16 protein-coding genes are annotated in these 17,728 nt (G+C 59.4%); 6 read left to right on the top strand and 10 right to left on the bottom strand.

All coding sequences use genetic code 11. From position 1 onward, the window contains the following. The first annotated feature begins 1 nt into the window (after position 1). Entirely contained in the window at positions 2-418 is a 417-nt protein-coding gene (locus V6S97_RS22820; RefSeq protein ID WP_003505195.1) for an RNA-binding S4 domain-containing protein, read from the top strand. Between the two features lie 158 nt (positions 419-576). Then, a complete protein-coding gene (fdxA, locus tag V6S97_RS22815; protein WP_003505193.1) occupies positions 577-915 on the top strand; it encodes a ferredoxin FdxA in 339 nt (112 codons plus the stop codon). A 71-nt stretch (positions 916-986) separates the two neighbouring features. On the opposite strand, the gene holA is transcribed toward fdxA, so the two are convergent. The 3 genes from holA to leuS are packed head-to-tail and all read right to left on the bottom strand — an operon-like array spanning position 987 to position 5,204. After that, positions 987-2,024 (bottom strand): DNA polymerase III subunit delta, encoded by a 1,038-nt coding sequence (gene holA / locus V6S97_RS22810; RefSeq protein WP_003505192.1) that lies wholly within the window; start codon positions 2,022-2,024, stop codon positions 987-989. 11 nt (positions 2,025-2,035) lie between these two features. Next, on the bottom strand, positions 2,036-2,581 hold the full coding sequence (gene lptE, locus V6S97_RS22805; protein WP_003505190.1) for an LPS assembly lipoprotein LptE: 546 nt from the start codon (positions 2,579-2,581) through the stop codon (positions 2,036-2,038). Continuing rightward, positions 2,574-5,204, bottom strand: a complete 2,631-nt coding sequence (gene leuS, locus V6S97_RS22800; protein ID WP_003505188.1) for a leucine--tRNA ligase — start codon at positions 5,202-5,204, stop codon at positions 2,574-2,576. Before leuS ends, lptE begins: the two co-directional genes overlap by 8 nt. 193 nt (positions 5,205-5,397) lie before the next feature. Between leuS and V6S97_RS22795 the strand changes: the two genes are divergently transcribed. Then, on the top strand, positions 5,398-6,057 hold the full coding sequence (locus tag V6S97_RS22795) for a YggS family pyridoxal phosphate-dependent enzyme (protein WP_003505186.1): 660 nt from the start codon (positions 5,398-5,400) through the stop codon (positions 6,055-6,057). Between the two features lie 57 nt (positions 6,058-6,114). Here V6S97_RS22795 and V6S97_RS22790 read toward each other — a convergent pair whose 3' ends face one another. Then, positions 6,115-6,816, bottom strand: coding sequence for a DUF1013 domain-containing protein (locus V6S97_RS22790; RefSeq protein WP_003505184.1), 702 nt, complete (start codon positions 6,814-6,816; stop codon positions 6,115-6,117). A gap of 233 nt (positions 6,817-7,049) precedes the next feature. Between V6S97_RS22790 and acs the strand changes: the two genes are divergently transcribed. Further along, the gene (gene acs, locus V6S97_RS22785) at positions 7,050-9,002 is read left to right on the top strand and encodes an acetate--CoA ligase (RefSeq protein WP_003505182.1); all 1,953 of its coding nucleotides are present in this window, start codon (positions 7,050-7,052) and stop codon (positions 9,000-9,002) included. Between the two features lie 106 nt (positions 9,003-9,108). On the opposite strand, the gene V6S97_RS22780 is transcribed toward acs, so the two are convergent. From V6S97_RS22780 to V6S97_RS22755, 6 genes are all read right to left on the bottom strand, one after another. Then, positions 9,109-10,116, bottom strand: a complete 1,008-nt coding sequence (locus V6S97_RS22780; protein ID WP_060727351.1) for a TRAP transporter substrate-binding protein — start codon at positions 10,114-10,116, stop codon at positions 9,109-9,111. 39 nt (positions 10,117-10,155) lie between these two features. Beyond that, positions 10,156-11,433: a TRAP transporter large permease gene (locus V6S97_RS22775; protein ID WP_003505178.1), complete on the bottom strand. Its 1,278-nt coding sequence runs from the start codon at positions 11,431-11,433 to the stop codon at positions 10,156-10,158. Between the two features lie 4 nt (positions 11,434-11,437). Continuing rightward, positions 11,438-11,968 (bottom strand): TRAP transporter small permease, encoded by a 531-nt coding sequence (locus V6S97_RS22770; protein WP_003505177.1) that lies wholly within the window; start codon positions 11,966-11,968, stop codon positions 11,438-11,440. A 21-nt stretch (positions 11,969-11,989) separates the two neighbouring features. After that, positions 11,990-13,150: a fumarylacetoacetate hydrolase family protein gene (locus tag V6S97_RS22765; protein WP_334427780.1), complete on the bottom strand. Its 1,161-nt coding sequence runs from the start codon at positions 13,148-13,150 to the stop codon at positions 11,990-11,992. A 203-nt stretch (positions 13,151-13,353) separates the two neighbouring features. Then, the gene (locus V6S97_RS22760; protein ID WP_003505172.1) at positions 13,354-14,070 is read right to left on the bottom strand and encodes a FadR/GntR family transcriptional regulator; all 717 of its coding nucleotides are present in this window, start codon (positions 14,068-14,070) and stop codon (positions 13,354-13,356) included. Between the two features lie 117 nt (positions 14,071-14,187). Next, complete coding sequence (locus tag V6S97_RS22755) at positions 14,188-15,633, bottom strand: FAD-binding oxidoreductase (RefSeq protein ID WP_334427779.1); 1,446 nt, start codon at positions 15,631-15,633, stop codon at positions 14,188-14,190. Positions 15,634-15,833: 200 nt separating this feature from the next. On the opposite strand from V6S97_RS22755, the gene denD reads away from it, so the two are divergent. Together denD and V6S97_RS22745 are read left to right on the top strand one after the other, a co-directional pair. Beyond that, the gene (gene denD / locus V6S97_RS22750) at positions 15,834-16,820 is read left to right on the top strand and encodes a D-erythronate dehydrogenase (RefSeq protein WP_334427778.1); all 987 of its coding nucleotides are present in this window, start codon (positions 15,834-15,836) and stop codon (positions 16,818-16,820) included. Next, the gene (locus tag V6S97_RS22745; protein WP_003505160.1) at positions 16,817-17,719 is read left to right on the top strand and encodes an NAD(P)-dependent oxidoreductase; all 903 of its coding nucleotides are present in this window, start codon (positions 16,817-16,819) and stop codon (positions 17,717-17,719) included. Before denD ends, V6S97_RS22745 begins: the two co-directional genes overlap by 4 nt. The last annotated feature ends 9 nt before the right edge of the window (positions 17,720-17,728 follow it).

The following is a 17,728-nucleotide window of genomic DNA, read 5'->3' as shown; positions in this document are numbered from 1 at the left end:
TATGGGAAGCAGCGAACAGCCACTGGAAAGCACGCGACAGCGTCTGGACAAGTGGCTGTTCTTTGCCCGTATGGCCAAGTCCCGTTCGCTTGCCCAAGGCTACATTCAGTCGGGCCACGTCAAGGTCAACGGGGTTACCATCCGCCAGCCCAGCCATGCGGTGAAGGCGGGTGACAGGCTCGATATCGGTTTCGAGCGCATGGACAAGTTGCTCGTCGTCAAGTCCGGCGGAACACGGCGTGGGCCCTATGAGGAAGCCAGACTTCTCTATGACGACCAAACACCGCCACGGGAACCTTCCGACAGGCTGACGCCTCTCGAGCAGGCGTTGCGCCAGCCGGGCAGCGGGCGTCCGACTAAAAAAGAGCGCAGGGCGCTCGACAGGTTTCTGTCTGATAGCGACGGAAGCAAAGATTAGAATAAACCTCCAAGTCGCACCCGTTTTTCAGAATTGTTTATCCTTGCTATCTGTAGTCAAAGGCATTACGTCACTTGCGAAATTGCCCTGTCTGAATTCCGGGCGACGGCTTGTGTTCCGAAGCCCAAAGACCCGGCCTGCATATTCTGGAGTTCATCATGACATATGTCGTGACCGACAATTGCATCCGCTGCAAATATACCGATTGCGTTGAGGTCTGCCCCGTCGACTGCTTTTACGAGGGTGAAAATTTCCTCGCGATCAATCCCGATGAATGCATCGATTGTGGTGTGTGCGAACCGGAATGTCCCGCCGAGGCTATCAAGCCCGATACGGAGCCGGGTCTCGACAAGTGGCTGAAGCTCAATGCCGAATATGCGGCAATCTGGCCGAACATCACAATCAAGCGTGACCCGATGGCGGAAGCCAAGGAAATGGACGGCGTTGAAGGCAAGCTGGAGCTTTATTTCTCTGCCGAGCCCGGTAAGGGCGACTGACCTCGGATTTACGAAGGTCCTGTACAAATATTTGAAAAGCCCTCGTTGCACCCAGCACGAGGGCTTTTTGTTTATCCGCCGCGGCCGGACTGCAGCGTGGTGGAGAGCAATGTCAGAAGGGCCACGCTTTCCTCCAGGCTTTGCCGCTGGCGGCTTTGCAGGATGGCGGCCTGCAGACGGTTCATCTCGCGGGCAATCGCCGCTGGCTGCCAAGTTCGCAGCGCTCTTTCGATGACGGGTTTTCTGCGGAAGTGGATGTGGCGTCCAAGCGTCTGCATGACCTGGCCGGCCTGCAGTTTTTTCTCATCCATTTCGGCCCGCATCTGGTCGAGCAGCTGGAATTGCTTGAGGCATCCCTGGAGCACAAGGAAGATCGGCGTCTTCGAAGAGACGATCTTCTGCGTCGCATGGAAAAAGGCGTTTCTGTCGCCTTTCAGGATGGCGTCAACGGCATCGTCGGCGGAGACCGTGCTGGCATCGCCGATAATGGAGAGAACGTCGTCTTCTTCGACCACGTCCGCGCCACGGCAATAGAGCGCGAGCTTACGGATTTCATTGCGCGAAGCGATACGGTCGCCGCCGAGCGATTCTATCAGCCTCTGCCGCGCAGCAGGCGCGATGCGGAGATTGTCTGCGGATAGTTCCTGATCGATCAGTGCATTCAGCGAGCGGGCATCGTCGGCATAACAGGGGATCGCGGCGATGGAGCGCGCAGGCTCCGCGATCTTGCGCAGTCCGGTACCTTTTTTGACATCGCCCGCTTCGATGATCAGGAAGCTCGCTTCCGGCGGCGTTTCCGCCAGAATCTGGAGGGCATCCACCAGCGCCTTTTCGGCGGAGGCACCTTTGACCCAGACGAGTTTTTCACCGCCGAAAAGACCGATGGCGTTCACTTCATCGAGCAGGCGGCCAGGGTCGCCCTGCAGATCGGATGCGGTCAGCTTTAGCGATGCGAAAGCGTCGTCGGGATCGATGCCGGTCTTTTTGGCGATGAGGGTCGCCCGTTCCGATACGAGGCCGCGATCCGGGCCGTAGAGCACGAAAACGCGAAAGCGCTCCGCCGGATTTTCGGCGAAGCGCTCGAATTCATGGGACTTTATCTCCGTCACGGCCGCCGCTCTCAGCGGCCGAGTGTGGCGGCGATATCGGTGCGGATGATTTCAGCCAGTTCCCGGGCGGCACGATTCTCGGCGTCGCGAGTTGCACGGATCTTGGCGAATTCCTGCTGCGGCAAGTCCACCTGCGCCGTCACGCTGCGGCGTGCAGAGCGCAGAATCTGACCGTCGGAAACGCGCGTCAGCACATATTGACCGCTCATCACGACACGGCCGGGATAGGGGCCGTCGTAATTGTTGTTCGCGCGGGTCGTCAGGTCGTAGTTCTGCACTTCCGTTGACGTGGCGCTCGAGCTTACAAAAACTTTGACGTTATATTGCGCCGTGGCCGGTTGGCCCGCGCCGCCGGCCATCAGAAAGATCAGCTGATTGCGGACTTCCTGCCCGACTCTGCCACCGGTCTCGGAGACGCTGACAGCCGCCAGCCTCTCCTTCGTTCCGGAAGCCTCGCCATAAAGCGGGCGCACCTGGCATCCTGCCAGAAGACCAGCCATCGTCACGACGGAAATCGCTGCCGCGACGCGGCTCCATCTTGAAAAAACGTCAGACAACAATGTTCACAATCCTCTGCGGAACCACGATGACTTTTTTGGGCTCGCCACCGGCAAGAATCGATTTGACGGCATCCAGCGCAAGGGCGGCCGTTCGGACCGCATCTTGATCCGCATCGCGCGCGATTGTCAATTCGCCACGCTTCTTGCCATTGACCTGCACGGGCATGACCACGTCGTTTTCCTCGACCAGCGAAGCGACGAAGCTTGGCCATGGTGTCTGGGCCACGAGGCCCGTATTGCCCAGCGCCGACCAGCATTCTTCCGCCAGATGCGGTGTCATCGGGGCAATGATGCGGATGAGGATTTCGACGGCGTCGCGCGCCGCTGCCTTGACGTCGTCAGGCTTGCCGCCAGAAGCAACATCGGCGAGCGGACCGGCCAGCGCATTGACCAGTTCGTAGATGCGGGCGATGGCCTTGTTGAAGGCGAGCTTGTCCAGATCTTCCTGGACAGCCTTCAGTGTCTTGTGGGCCGCCTTGGAGGCTGCCAGCCCTTCACCTTCGGTTGCCGGCTTCGGCTTCACGCCCTTCAACTGTTCGGCTGCTTCGCCAATGATCCGCCAGACGCGCTGAACGAATCGGTTTGCACCTTCCACACCGGCTTCAGACCAGATGACGTCGCGATCAGGTGGCGAATCCGAGAGAACGAAGAAGCGTGCGGTATCCGCCCCGTAGGATGCGATGATATCGTCAGGGTCGACCACGTTCTTCTTAGACTTCGACATCTTCTCGATGGAGCCGATCTTCACCTCTTCGCCGGAAGAGAGCAGGAAGGCGCGGCGCGCGCCGTCGTTTTCCTCGATCCGCAGTTCGGCAGGCGGCACCCATTCACGCGTTGTGCCTTCACCGCGGCTGTAAGTCTCGTGGACCACCATGCCCTGGGTGAACAGGCCCTTGAAGGGTTCCTTGACATCCACATGCCCTGTTTCGCGCATCGCACGGGTGAAGAAGCGCGAATAGAGCAGGTGCAGGATGGCATGCTCGATACCGCCGATATATTGATCCACCGGCAGCCAGTGGTTGGCGACCTTCGGGTCGGTCGGTGCGTCTTCCCACGGCGCGGTGAAGCGCGTGTAATACCAGCTGGAATCGACGAATGTATCCATCGTATCCGTTTCGCGGCGTGCGTCATGGCCGCATTGCGGGCAGGAGACATGGCGCCATGTGGGGTGCCGGTCCAGCGGGTTGCCGGGCACATCGAAAGTCACGTCGTCGGGCAGCTTGACCGGCAGGTCCTTTTTCGGAACCGGCACCACGCCGCAGACTTCGCAATGGATGACCGGGATAGGGCAACCCCAGTAACGCTGGCGGGAAATGCCCCAGTCGCGCAGGCGGAAATTGACCTTGCGCTCGGCCTGCGGCGTGTTGCCCAGCATCTCAGCAGAGAGCTTCTGCACGACCGCCTCAAAAGCGTCCGTCGTATTCATGCCGTTCAGGAAGCCGGAATTGATCATCACGCCATCATCGGTGAAGGCGGTGTCTTCGATGGTGAAGCTTGCGGCATCCGGACCTTCCGGTGCGACGACGGCGACGACCGGCAGGCCGTATTTGCGGGCGAAATCCAGATCGCGCTGGTCGCCGGAGGGGCAGCCGAAGATCGCGCCGGTGCCATAGTCCATCAACACGAAGTTGGCGACATAGACCGGCAGTTCCCATGTCGGGTCCAGCGGGTGCACGACCTTGACGCCGGTATCGATACCCTTCTTTTCCGCCGTTTCCAGCGCTGCCAAGGAGGTGCCATGGCGACGGCATTCGTCGCAGAACTCGGCAATCGCAGGATTCTGCGCAGACAGTTCCCGCGCCAGCGGATGGTCGGCGGCGATCGCCAGGAAGGATGCGCCGAACAGCGTGTCCGGGCGCGTCGTATAGACGGTGATGTCGGAGAAACCTTCCGGCGCCGTCTCAGCGACGGTCTGCCAACGCAGCGACAACCCCTCGGAACGACCGATCCAGTTTTTCTGCATCAGGCGCACTTTTTCCGGCCATTGATCCAGCGTATCCAGCTCGTCCAGCAGGTCCTGGCTGAAATCGGTGATGCGGAAGAACCATTGCGTCAGTTCGCGCTGTTCCACCAGCGCGCCGGAACGCCAGCCGCGGCCGTCGATCACCTGCTCATTGGCGAGAACAGTGTGGTCGACCGGGTCCCAGTTGACCTTGGACTGCTTGCGATAGACCAGACCCTTTTCCATGAAATCGACGAACAGCGCCTGCTGGCGATGGTAATATTCCACGTCACAGGTGGCGAATTCGCGGGTCCAGTCCAGCGACAGGCCCATGGATTTCAGCTGGCCGCGCATGGTGGCGATGTTCTGGTAGGTCCAGTCCTTCGGATGAACCTTGTTCTGCATGGCGGCATTTTCGGCAGGCATGCCGAAGGCGTCCCAGCCCATCGGATGCAGGACGTTGAAACCACGGGCACGCTTGTAGCGGGCGACGACGTCGCCCATGGCGTAGTTGCGGACATGGCCCATATGGATGCGTCCCGATGGATAAGGAAACATCTCTAGAACGTAATACTTCTCACGCGGATCGCTGTTGTCGGTGACGAAAACCTTGTCTTCGTTCCATTTCTGCTGCCAGCGCGGCTCGGCGTCGCGAGGATTGTAACGTTCGATGGCCATTGTTTAGAATTCCGGGTATCGAGGGGAAAAATTTGCGCTGACCTTCACCATGAAACGACCGGGGCGTCAAGTTTGGCGGGGCATTCGGGCGTTCAATCTTGGCCAGCGTGCCTCAAATGGTGCTAAACCCGCTTGGCATCAAGGCAATCGGCGTCTAGTTAGCGTTGCGAATGGTTCAAATGAAGGTCTTGTGATGGAAATCGAAGCACGTCTTGAGGATGTCAGGCAACGCATTGGTGATGTCGCGGAAAAATCCGGCCGCAAGCCTGCGGATGTTGCCCTCGTCGCGGTCTCGAAGACCTTTGATGCGGAAGCTATCCAGCCGGTCATCGATGCCGGCCAGCGTGTGTTCGGCGAAAACCGTGTGCAGGAAGCGCAGGGCAAGTGGCCGGCGCTGAAAGAGAAGGCTGACGGCATAGAGTTGCATCTGATCGGCCCGTTGCAATCCAACAAGGCGGCGGATGCCGTGGCGCTGTTTGATGTCGTCGAGAGCGTCGACCGCGAAAAGATCGCCCGCGCGCTTGCCGAGGAATGCGGCAAGCAGGGCCGCAGCCTTCGGTTTTATGTTCAGGTCAATACCGGGCTTGAGCTGCAAAAGGCGGGCATCGATCCGCGTGAGACCGTTGCTTTCGTGGCCTTTTGCCGGGATGAGCTGAAATTGCAGATCGAGGGATTGATGTGCATTCCGCCGGCCGATGAAAATCCCGGCCCGCATTTTGCGCTGCTGGCGAAGCTTGCCAGGGAGTGCGGCCTTGAGAAGCTTTCCATGGGCATGTCGGGCGATTTCGAAACCGCCGTCGAATTCGGCGCGACCAGTGTGCGTGTAGGTTCTGCCATCTTCGGTACGCGATAAGGCCATAAACAAAAAACCCGGCGCTGAGGCCGGGTTTCAAGCATTCGAAAACGTCGATCAGTACTGATCGTCCTCGTCTTCGTCCTTCTGCGTGGATTTCAGCGAGGAGAGCTTCTTGAAGACCGCATCGGCGTCGATCTGTTCGTCTTCTTCGCGCTGGAGGTTGTAATCCAGACCTTCGGTCACGGTTGCCGGCTGCAGCGTGTTGTCCAGCTCTTCGGCTGTCGGCAGCGGGCGGCCGCGCGAGGCGCGTTCGACTTCAAGGTCGAGGTCGATCTGGCTGCAGAGGCCGAGCGTTACCGGATCCATCGGCGTCAGGTTTGCCGAGTTCCAGTGGGTACGGTCGCGAATCTGCTCGATCGTCGATTTCGTGGTGCCGACGAGACGCGAAATCTGCGCATCCTTCAGTTCCGGGTGGTTGCGAACGAGCCAGAGAATAGCGTTCGGACGGTCCTGACGCTTGGAAACCGGCGTGTAGCGCGGGCCACGGCGCTTGGATTCCGGCACGCGGACCTTCGGCTCGGAAAGCTTCAGCTTATGGTTCGGATTGGCTTCGGCACGGGCGATCTCGTCGCGGGAAAGCTGTCCGGTCGCGATCGGATCGAGGCCCTTGATGCCCTGCGCGGCTTCACCGTCGGCAATTGCCTTGACTTCAAGCGGATGCAGTTTGCAGAACGTGGCGATCTGATCGAACGACAGCGCGGTGTTGTCAACCAGCCATACAGCCGTAGCTTTTGGCATGAGCAATTGTTGAGCCATAGATACAGTCCTTCTGTCCGTCCGCGCCGGTGTCGCGGGCGTGGTATCAACCACTGATTTCCGGGATATTGGCGCTCTATAACCGGATTGCATCATAATTGCAATTCTTTGCGAAACAAATGACCTTTGTCTAATTGCCGTGCGCATTTGAACTGCTATGAATTCAACACATGCCTGAGGTGGGAGTCTCAAGGTCACGCATATCTAGCCATATCTGGTTCCAGGAGGAGTTCATGTCTGCCAAAATCTACCCGGTTCTCAAATCGGCGAAGGCCCGCACGCTCATCGACAATGAGCGTTACCAGAAATGGTATCAGGAGAGCGTCGAGGATCCGGAAAAGTTCTGGGACAAGCACGGCCGGCGGATCGACTGGTTCAAGCCCTATACCAAGGTCAAGAATACGTCCTTCAAGGGTAGGGTGCCGATCAAGTGGTTCGAGGACGGCCTCACCAACGTCTCCTATAACTGTATCGACCGTCACCTGAAGACGCATGGCGAGCGCACGGCGATCATCTGGGAAGGCGACAATCCCTATATCGACAAGAAGATCACCTATAACCAGCTCTATGATTATGTCTGCCGTCTTGCGAATGTGCTGAAGAAGCACGGCGTCAAGAAGGGTGACCGCGTCACCATCTATATGCCGATGATACCCGAGGCGGCTTATGCGATGCTCGCCTGCGCCCGTATCGGCGCCATCCATTCGGTCGTCTTTGGCGGCTTTTCGCCCGAAGCGCTGGCGGGCCGCATCGTTGACTGCCAGTCCACCTTCGTCATCACCTGCGATGAGGGCGTGCGCGGCGGCAAGCCTATCCCCCTTAAGGAAAATACCGACAAGGCGATCGATATCGCCGCCAAGCAATATGTCATCGTTAACAAGGTTCTGGTGGTGCGCCGCACCGGCGGCAAGACCGGCTGGGCTCCCGGCCGCGACATCTGGTACCATCAGGAAATCGCCACCGTTAAGCCGGATTGCCCGCCGGTGAAGATGCGCGCTGAAGACCCGCTGTTCATCCTTTATACCTCCGGCTCTACCGGCAAGCCGAAGGGCGTGCTGCACACGACTGGCGGTTATCTCGTCTATACGTCGATGACGCATGAATATGTCTTCGACTACAAGGATGGAGAGGTCTTTTGGTGTACCGCCGATGTCGGCTGGGTCACCGGACACTCTTATATTGTCTATGGGCCGCTTGCGAATTGCGCGACGACGCTGATGTTCGAAGGCGTTCCCAACTTCCCCGATCAGGGCCGGTTCTGGGAAGTCATCGACAAGCACAAGGTCAATATCTTCTACACGGCGCCGACGGCGCTCAGATCGCTGATGGGGGCGGGCGACCAGTTCGTTCAGCGCTCGTCGCGCTCCAGCATCCGTCTTCTTGGCACGGTGGGTGAGCCGATCAACCCGGAAGCATGGGAGTGGTATTACCATGTGGTCGGCGAAGACAAGAGCCCGATCGTCGACACCTGGTGGCAGACGGAGACCGGCGGCATTCTCATCTCGCCGCTGCCGGGTGCGACCGATCTGAAACCTGGCTCGGCGACGAGGCCGTTCTTCGGCGTGCAGCCGCAACTTGTCGATGCCGAAGGCAACGTGCTGGAAGGGCCGGCTGACGGCAATCTCTGCATCATCGACAGCTGGCCGGGCCAGTCGCGCTCCGTCTATGGCGATCATCAGCGCTTCATCGATACGTATTTCTCGACCTACAAGGGCAAATACTTCACCGGTGACGGCTGCCGTCGTGATGAGGACGGTTATTACTGGATCACCGGCCGCGTCGATGACGTGCTGAACGTTTCCGGTCATCGCCTTGGCACGGCCGAAGTGGAATCGGCGCTGGTGTCGCACCATCAGGTTTCGGAAGCGGCCGTGGTCGGTTATCCGCATCCCATCAAGGGACAGGGCATTTATTGTTATGTCACGTTGATGGCGGGGCAGAATGGCGATTATGCGCTACGCGAGGAGCTGGTAAAACACGTGCGCAACGAGATCGGACCGGTTGCGACACCCGACAAGATCCAGTTTGCGCCGGGCTTGCCCAAGACCCGTTCCGGCAAGATCATGCGGCGTATCCTGCGCAAGATCGCCGAGGACGACTTTGGTGCGCTGGGGGATACATCGACGCTCGCCGATCCGGCGGTGGTCGAAGACCTCATCGCCAACCGGCAGAACCGCACGGCGTGATCTTTTGAAAAGGCTGCTTCGGCAGCCTTTTTCTGTCGGCCATTTTCACAAACAAAAACACCCGGAGGCGGAACCTCCGGGTGTTTTCAATTTTATCCGGTAAGGATTACTGGCCGCGGATCTTCTTCAGGTCCGCCAGAACGGCGTCAACGACGTCCGCGCCGATTTCAGCCTTGTGCTTTTCGTACACGACCATCGACTTTTCGCGAATACGGGTCTGCTCTTCCGGAGACAGCGTGTTCACTTCGAGACCGGCAGCCTTGATCTTTTCCAGCGACTTCTGGTTCAGTTCGCGGATGACCTTGCGTTCTTCGTCACGGCCGACGACTGCGCATTCACGCAGGGCCGTCTGCTCTTCGGGCGTGTAGCTGTCGAAGATCGGCTTGGAGAAGAGGAAGAGGAACGGCGTATAGGCGTGGTTCGTCTCGGTGATGTACTTCTGCACCTCGTAGAACTTGGAGGTGTCGATCGTCACATAGGGGTTTTCCTGTGCGTCGATCGCGTTGGTTTCAAGCGCCGAGAACACCTCACCGAAGGCCATCGGCGTTGCGTTGGCGCCGAGGTTCTGGAAGGTGTCGAGGAAGATGTTGTTCTGCATCACGCGGACCTTGAGGCCCGAGAAATCTTCCCACTTGTTCACGGCATGCTTGGAGTTCGACAGGTTGCGGAAACCGTTTTCCCAGTAAGCGAGGTTCACGAGACCCTGCTCTTCCAGCTTCTTGTTCATCATGTCGCCGAAGGCGCCGTCCATGACGGCATCGGCTTCCTTGTCGTTCGCAAAGAGGAACGGCAGGTCGAAGACGCCGAGCGACGGGATGAGGCCGACGAGCGGCGAGGACGAGGTTACGACAGCTTCCTGAACGCCGGAGCGCAGGGCCTGCGTTGCCTGAAGGTCGCCGCCAAGCGCGCCGCCCCAGAATGCCGTGAGCTTCAGCTTGCCGCCGGATTTGTCATCGAGGCAGGCCTGCATGGCCTTGATGCCGTTGCCAACCGGGTGGTCCTGGTTGATGCCGTTCGAAACGCGGATGTTACGGCTGTTGAATTCGGCCATTGCCGGGGCAGCGGCGCCAACGGCGAAGGCAATCGCTGTAGTGGTCAGAAGAAGCTTTCTCATAATATCCTCCCTTGGATTGTGGTCGAGAAAAAGTATCGATTAACGAAGGTACTGCAGCGGAACCATGACAATGTCAGGGAATATCACCAGCAGCGCCAGCACGATGGTTTCGGCGACGAGGAACGGCCAGACGCCGATTGTGACCTTGCCGAGCGGGATGCGGCCGACACCGCTGACGACGTTCAGCACGACGCCAACCGGAGGGGTAATCAGGCCGATGGCGTTGTTGATGATGAAGAGTACACCGAAATAGACCGGGTCGATGCCTGCCTGCTTGATGATGGGCATCAGAACAGGCGTCAGGATCAGGATGGTCGGGGTCAGGTCGAGCGCGGTTCCGACGATGAAGACCAGCACCATGATGACGATCATCAGAAGCATCGGACGGTCGATCAACGGCTCGATATAGCCTGCGACTTCGTTCGGAATGTTCGCCGCCGTGATGAGCCACGCGGAAACGAGTGCAGCGCAGACGAGGAACATGATGATCGAGGTGCTCTTGGCGGCGCGAAGAAGCACGTGGAACAGGTCCGCCGGCTTCAGTTCGCGGTAGATCACCATGCCGACGAACAGCGCGTAGGCGGCAGCGACGACGGCGGCCTCCGTCGGCGTCATGATGCCGGCCTTGATGCCGCCGAGGATGATGACGGGCATGCCGAGCGCCCAGCCGGCGCGGGCGGTTGCGACGAGACGTTCCTTGGCTGTCGTTCTCGGCAGCGGCTTGATGTCATCCTTGCGAACGACGATCAGCCAGGCGACGATCAGCGAAATGCCCATCAGAATGCCGGGAACGATACCTGCCAGGAAGAGCTGGGTGATCGAGACGTTTGCGGCGACGCCGAAAACGATGAAGGCCATGGACGGGGGGATCACCGGTGCGATGATGCCGCCTGCCGCGATGAGGCCGCCGGAGCGCGGAATATTGTAACCGGCCTTCGCCATCATCGGGATGAGGATTGCGGCAAGGGCTGCGGTATCGGCCGCCGCCGAACCGGAGATGCTGGCCATGATGATGGCCGCCACGATGGCAACGATGCCGAGACCGCCCCTGATATGACCAACGCAGGCGATGGCGAAATCAATGATGCGGCGCGACAGGCCGCCCGAATTCATCAATTCACCAGCCAGAATGAAGAACGGGATGGCCAGCAGCGTGAAGGTATCCGCGCCCGAAATCATGTTCTGGGCGATGATCGCAGTGTTGAACATGCCCATGTACCACATGAGCACGACGCCGCAGAACATCAGCGAGAAAGCGACGGGAACGCCAATCGCCATGGCTCCCAGGAGAGAGCCGACAAAAACGAGAAGTGTCATGGTATCAGCGCTCCGAAAGCTGTTCGATCGTCAGGTTCTCGCCCGCAAACTGGGCGATCTCGTCCTCTGTCACGCGGCCCGTCAAAAGACGGTAGAGGCGTTCCAGCGCGATGATGAACATCAGGCCGCCGGTGAACATGCCGATGCCATAGACCCAGATCATCGAAAGCTTGGTGACGGGGGCATGCATGCTGGCGTTGATGCCTGACTGCTTCCAGGTTCCCCAGAAGAAGATGGCGGAACAGGCCAGAATGATGATGTTCGACGCGATCATGCAGACGATGCGGGCACGGCGCGACAGGAACATCACCAGCGTTTCAATGCCCATGTGGCTGTTCTCACGGAAGGTGAGCACGGCGCCGAGGAAGGTCAGCCACACGAAGAAATAGCGCGACAGTTCTTCCGAGACGTTGATGCCGGAATTCATCGAGTAACGCATGACGACGTTGACGAAGACCATGATCGACATGCCGGCGAGCAGCAGGACGAGAATGATTTCGAGAATCCGGTAAAAGAGATTGATGGTCTTTTGCATTTTCCCCTCCCGAAGAAATATCTAGAGCAGCCCTCGTTTCGCCAGGTTGCGCATCAGGGCCGCGGTGCCGAATGTCCATTCCGGGCATTCGTCAGTCGTCGTGACCCAGTTGATCAGCTTACCGAGCTTGGGCGTGGAGATTTCGACACGGTCCCCCTTTGAATGGGTGAAACCGAGACCTGGTCCATGGCGGTCCTTTACCGGCGCGAACATCGTGCCAAGGAAAAAGACGGCACCGTCAGGATATTGATGGTTGCGGTTCAAAAGCTGCGACGCAAGGTTTTCCGGCGTGCGGCTGATCGCCTCCATGGGGCTGACGCCCGTCATGGTGAAACCGTCTTCGCCTTCGACCAGAAGCGAGATCTGCGACTTCTTCACATCTTCAATGGTGAAGTTGCCGTCGAACAGGCGGATGAAAGGACCGATCGCGCAGGAGGCGTTGTTGTCCTTGGCCTTGCTGAGCAGCAGGGCGGAACGGCCTTCGAAATCGCGCAGGTTGACGTCGTTGCCAAGCGTTGCGCCGATGATGCGGCCATCGGAGGTAATGGCCAGCACCACTTCCGGTTCCGGGTTGTTCCACTGCGATTTCGGGTGAACGCCGATCAGGGCGCCGCAGCCCACCGAGGCCATGGCCTGCGCCTTGGAGAAGATCTCCGCATCCGGGCCGATACCTACTTCCAGATATTGCGACCACAGGCCCATTTCCTGGAGCAGTTTCTTGACTTCGGCGGCTTTTTCCGAGCCGGCCTCAAGTCCCTTGAGATTGTCGCCGAGAACCGGGGCCAGCCGCCCGCGAATTTCCTGCGCGCGCAGCGGATCGCCCTTGGCCTGCTCTTCGATCACCCGTTCCAGCATGCTGTCGGCAAAGGTGACGCCTGCAGCCTTGACGGCCTGAATGTCATTGGGGGCAAGAAGTTCGCCGGCGGAACCATCCAGAAACGCCTCCAGCGCACCGAGTGCGACGAGTGTACCGGTGTCGGCGAGCCGCTCCACCAGATCCGTGTTTTCCAGAAGTTCGGACATGGTCGGGGAAAGCGAAGTGAGGTCATAAAGCACGTCGCCCTTGAGCAGGACGGGGCAGGGGCCGCCCTCGCTTTTCGACCAGACGCGGCCGACGAGCAGCGCGTTTTCGAAATCTTCAGGCAAAATTGCAGTAGCGTCGATGGACCTTGTGCCGGTCATGTAGTCCTCCCCTTCAGCATCCGACAGGCCGCCTCCTGCGGTCTTATTGTCTGGATGTCTGACAACTTAATCCCATTCTTCTTAGTATGACTTTTGCTACGAGTCTAGCGGCCTTGCCGACAAATTTGTCGTCTTTCGCGTCTCAATTCCCGGAAAGCCGTAAACCTGTCCTATAGCTTTGCCGGCGTGGTCTTTCGCTGCTCTCAGAAGATATCCAGTTCGAGGTTGACCCGGCTTGCGGCGCCGATCAGATGCTTGCGCATGGCGTTCTTGGCGGCAGCGGCGTCTGCCTTCTCGACGGCCTCATAGATTGCCACATGTTCGGCGATCGTCACCTCGAGAATTTCACCAAAAACCGCGCGGGAGAATGCGATGTTGATCGCGGAACTGATGCGTTCCGCGATGAAGCCGAGGAACATCAGAAAATATTCGTTCTGCGTCGCTTCCGCCAGAATGCGGTGAAAGTCGAGATCGGCAGCAACGCCTTCCGTTGACCAGTCATCGGCGGTTTTCATCTTTTCCAAAGCGGCCGCCAGCCGCGTCAGTTGCTGTGGGCTGCGATGCAGTGCGGCCAGACCCGCTGCCTCTATTTCCAGAGGCATGCGAAGCTGGAAAAGATCGCGGAAATTCTCCGGGTCGTTCAGCCGGGAGCGTTCGATGCGGATGGATAGTCTCTGCCGGGGATCGGTGACGAATGCGCCCACACCCTGCCGGGTTTCGACAAACCCCTCGTTGCGCAATTGCGCGATCGCTTCGCGGATGACCGAGCGGCTGACCCCGAAGGTCTTCGCCAGAACATGTTCGGTTGGCAGCCTGTCGCCCGGGCCGAGCTTCGAATCATTGATTTCGCGCGCGATCTCCGCGGCGATCCGGCCGGGCAGATGGTCGTTGCGATGTATCTGATTGAACTCCAGCGTCATGGTTGCTCCCGTTCCACAGAAACGATTGGTTCTTTTTCCCGCGGCAGGCGACTTCCTCCTTCGCCGTCAACGGGGTTTTCAAAGGCGGCGTTTTCAGCCGCCTTTACTGTTCCTCGATTAGCTATCCGGTTGCAGGGTTATCTGGCAACCGGGATTCATCCGCAAATCGGGGTCAAAAGTGTTTTTCAGACCCGTGATCATCCGACGCTGCACATCGGATAGCCGGCTTTCGAAATCGGAACGCTTCAGGCGGCCGATGCCGTGTTCGGCGCTGATGCTGCCGACATAGCGGTCAAGGACCTCGTTAACGAGTGTCTTGGACTTATAGATGAACGCTTCGCGCTCTTGCGGCGTCGCGCCGTTCGGCGGCAGCACGTTGAGGTGGACGTTTCCGTCTCCGACATGGCCGTAGGAAACCGCCAGGCACTCCGGCAGTTTTTCCGCCAGTTCCGCTTCGGCTTCGGCCACGAAGGCCGCAAGTTTCGACAGCGGCACCGAAATATCGGTGCGCATATGGGAACCGCGCAGTGCCTGACCTTCGTTCATGCCCTCGCGGAAGAGCCACAGCGATTGCGCCTGCGCCCGCGAGGAGGCGATGACGCCGTCCAGCACCAGACCGTCTTCCATGACACCCTCAAGGAACCGCCCCATCAGGTCGGCGGTATCCACCAGTCCGGAACCGGAAATCTCCATCAGCACATAGGCCGGGTAATCGCCGGCGATCGGCATCTTGAGGTCGGGTATCGCCTCGATCGCCAGTGTGAAGGCAACCGGCGGCATGAATTCGAAGGCGGACATCAGGTCGCAGCATTCGCGGCGGGCGCGGCGGTAGAGCTTGATGGCATTGTCAAGCGAATTGAGGCCGAGCAGCGCCGTCTCGACATGTTCGGGATTGGGGTAAAGCTTGACGGACACGGCGGTGATGATGCCGAGCGTTCCTTCTGCGCCGATGAATAGCTGCTTCAGGTCAATGCCACGATTGTCCTTGCGCAGCGTCGACAGGCCGTTCCAGATGGTGCCGTCAGGCAATACCACTTCGAGACCCAGCACCAGCTCGCGGGTCATGCCGTAACGCAGAACGTTGATGCCGCCGGCATTGGTGGAAACATTGCCGCCGATGCGGCAGCTGCCCTGCGCGCCGAGCGACAGCGGGAAGAACATTCCCTTGTCCTGCGCCGCATCCTTGAATTCCGACAGAATGCAGCCGGCTTCCACGACGGCCGAAAAATCGTCGCTGTCTATGGTGCGGATGGCGTTCATGCGCTCAAGGTTCAGCACAACCTGACGCTTCGGCGCATCGGGAATGCCGCCGAGCACCAGTCCGGTATTGCCCCCCTGGGGAATGATGGCGAGACCGAGTTCGGCGCAGACGCGAACGGTGTCGGAGACTTCCTTGGTCGATCGAGGGCGGATCACGGCCACTGCCGAGCTGGTGACGTCGCCGTGCCAGTCGCGGCAATAGCGCAGCATGTCTTCCTGCGATGTCAGCAGCAAAGCCTCGCCCAGACTGTTCTTCAACGAGACCCGCAATTCCTCGATATCGTGTTCGCTCACGATCGTCATTCCACCCTCTCCGTCCAATCCGCCCTAAAATATCCGGGCAAAGGTCTTTCGCCCTTGCTTTTGCCGGTTTGTGAAAAAATACTATTTTCAACTCGATCATATAAGGTTATCAGACAACCTTACAAGCTAATTTATCGGTCGGCTGGCCGATGATGTTTTTTCGGTCTCGGGAGAATGACCGGGACAAAGAGGAGGAAGACATGCATATCGCAATCATCGGCGCCGCAGGTATGGTTGGCCGCAAGCTGACGCAGCGTCTCGTCAAGGACGGGTCGCTCGGTGGCAGGCCGATCGACAGGTTCACGCTTATCGACGTGTTCCAGCCTGAAGCGCCCGCCGGCTTCTCCGGTGCGGTTGATGCGCGGGCGGCCGATCTGTCCGCGCCGGGCGAAGCTGAAAAGCTGGTCGAAGCCCGCCCCGATGCCATCTTCCACCTCGCTGCCATCGTGTCCGGTGAAGCCGAACTCGATTTCGACAAGGGGTACCGCATCAATCTCGATGGCACGCGTTATCTCTTCGACGCCATCCGCATTGCCAACGGCAAGGATGGTTACAAGCCGCGCGTGGTCTTCACCTCGTCGATCGCCGTCTTCGGTGCGCCGCTCCCCTATCCGATCCCGGATGAATTCCACACCACGCCGCTGACCAGCTACGGTACGCAAAAGGCGATTTGCGAACTGCTGCTCTCCGATTACAGCCGTCGCGGTTTCTTCGATGGTATCGGCATTCGCCTGCCCACCATCTGCATTCGTCCCGGCAAGCCGAACGCGGCTGCCTCCGGCTTCTTCTCCAATATCCTGCGCGAGCCGCTGGTTGGCCAGGAAGCGGTTCTGCCGGTGCCGGAAAGCATTCGCCACTGGCATGCCTCGCCGCGTTCCGCCGTCGGTTTCCTCATCCATGGCGCCACGATCGACGTCGAAAAGGTCGGTCCGCGCCGCAACCTGTCGATGCCTGGTCTCAGCGCCACCGTCGGCGAACAGATCGACGCGCTGCGCAAGGTCGCAGGCGAAAAGGCTGTCGCTCTCATCCGCCGCGAGCCGAACGAGATGATCATGCGCATGTGTGAGGGCTGGGCGCCCGGTTTTGAGGCCAAGCGCGCCCGGGAGCTGGGCTTCACGGCTGAAAGCTCCTTCGAAGAGATCATTCAGGTTCATATCGAGGACGAGCTGGGAGGTTCACTGAAATGAGTGTTGGCGGGGAGGAGAAGAAGCGGTCGGTTGCCTTTATCGGCACGGGCCTGATGGGCGGGCCGATGGCCCGGCGTCTTCTGGGCGCCGGCTTTTCGGTTACGGTCTGGAACCGCAGCGTTGATAAGGCCGAGGCTCTGGTTGCCGATGGTGCGGTTCTCGCAGCATCTCCGGCGGAGGCCGCCAAGGGTGCCGATATCGTCATCACCATGCTGAGCGACGGCAAGGCCGTGGGCGAAGTACTGTTTGAGGCCGGTGTGGCCGAAGCGCTGAAAAAGGGCGCTGTTGTCATCGACAGCAGCTCGATTGCGCCGCCGATCGCGCGCGAGCATTCCTCCCGGCTTGAGGCGCTCGGTATTCATCACGTCGATGCCCCGGTTTCCGGCGGTGTGCCGGGTGCGACGGCCGGTACGCTCGCCATCATGGTCGGTGGCGACGAGGTGCTGATCTCGGGTCTTGCGGATGTCTTCGCGCCGATGGGCCGGCTTACCTATGTCGGTCCCTCGGGTGCCGGCCAGCTCTGCAAGCTCGCCAACCAGCAGATCGTTGCCATCACCATCGGCGCGGTTGCCGAGGCGATGATGCTGGTGGAAGCGGGCGGTGCATCCCGTGAAGGTTTCCGCAACGCCATACGTGGTGGTTTCGCCGAAAGCCGGATTCTGGAACTGCATGGCGAACGCATGGTGAAGCGTAACTTCGTGCCGGGCGGTCCGTCCAAATTCCAGCTCAAGGATCTGAACGGCGTGCTGGCAACGGCGAAGGACCTGTCACTTACCCTGCCGCTCACCCAGCAGGTGACGCGGGAATTCGATGATTTCGTCGGCGATGGCGGGGCGGATATCGACCATAGCGGCATCCTGCTTTACCTCGAAAAACTCAACAACCGCGAACAGGGCTGAAGCGATCTC

Source organism: Agrobacterium sp. CCNWLW155, assembly GCF_036888815.1.
Classification (GTDB): domain Bacteria; phylum Pseudomonadota; class Alphaproteobacteria; order Rhizobiales; family Rhizobiaceae; genus Agrobacterium; species Agrobacterium radiobacter.
This window is presented reverse-complemented; position numbering and strand designations above follow the sequence as displayed.

Coding starts and splice junctions, on each gene's coding strand:
- V6S97_RS22820 (WP_003505195.1), top strand. CDS start 2: ATGGGAAGCAGCGAACAGCCACTGGAAAGCACGCGACAGCGTCTGGAC.
- fdxA (WP_003505193.1), top strand. CDS start 577: ATGACATATGTCGTGACCGACAATTGCATCCGCTGCAAATATACCGAT.
- leuS (WP_003505188.1), bottom strand. CDS start 5,204: ATGGCCATCGAACGTTACAATCCTCGCGACGCCGAGCCGCGCTGGCAG.
- V6S97_RS22795 (WP_003505186.1), top strand. CDS start 5,398: ATGGAAATCGAAGCACGTCTTGAGGATGTCAGGCAACGCATTGGTGAT.
- V6S97_RS22790 (WP_003505184.1), bottom strand. CDS start 6,816: ATGGCTCAACAATTGCTCATGCCAAAAGCTACGGCTGTATGGCTGGTT.
- acs (WP_003505182.1), top strand. CDS start 7,050: ATGTCTGCCAAAATCTACCCGGTTCTCAAATCGGCGAAGGCCCGCACG.
- V6S97_RS22780 (WP_060727351.1), bottom strand. CDS start 10,116: ATGAGAAAGCTTCTTCTGACCACTACAGCGATTGCCTTCGCCGTTGGC.
- V6S97_RS22775 (WP_003505178.1), bottom strand. CDS start 11,433: ATGACACTTCTCGTTTTTGTCGGCTCTCTCCTGGGAGCCATGGCGATT.
- V6S97_RS22770 (WP_003505177.1), bottom strand. CDS start 11,968: ATGCAAAAGACCATCAATCTCTTTTACCGGATTCTCGAAATCATTCTC.
- V6S97_RS22765 (WP_334427780.1), bottom strand. CDS start 13,150: ATGACCGGCACAAGGTCCATCGACGCTACTGCAATTTTGCCTGAAGAT.
- V6S97_RS22760 (WP_003505172.1), bottom strand. CDS start 14,070: ATGACGCTGGAGTTCAATCAGATACATCGCAACGACCATCTGCCCGGC.
- V6S97_RS22755 (WP_334427779.1), bottom strand. CDS start 15,633: ATGACGATCGTGAGCGAACACGATATCGAGGAATTGCGGGTCTCGTTG.
- denD (WP_334427778.1), top strand. CDS start 15,834: ATGCATATCGCAATCATCGGCGCCGCAGGTATGGTTGGCCGCAAGCTG.
- V6S97_RS22745 (WP_003505160.1), top strand. CDS start 16,817: ATGAGTGTTGGCGGGGAGGAGAAGAAGCGGTCGGTTGCCTTTATCGGC.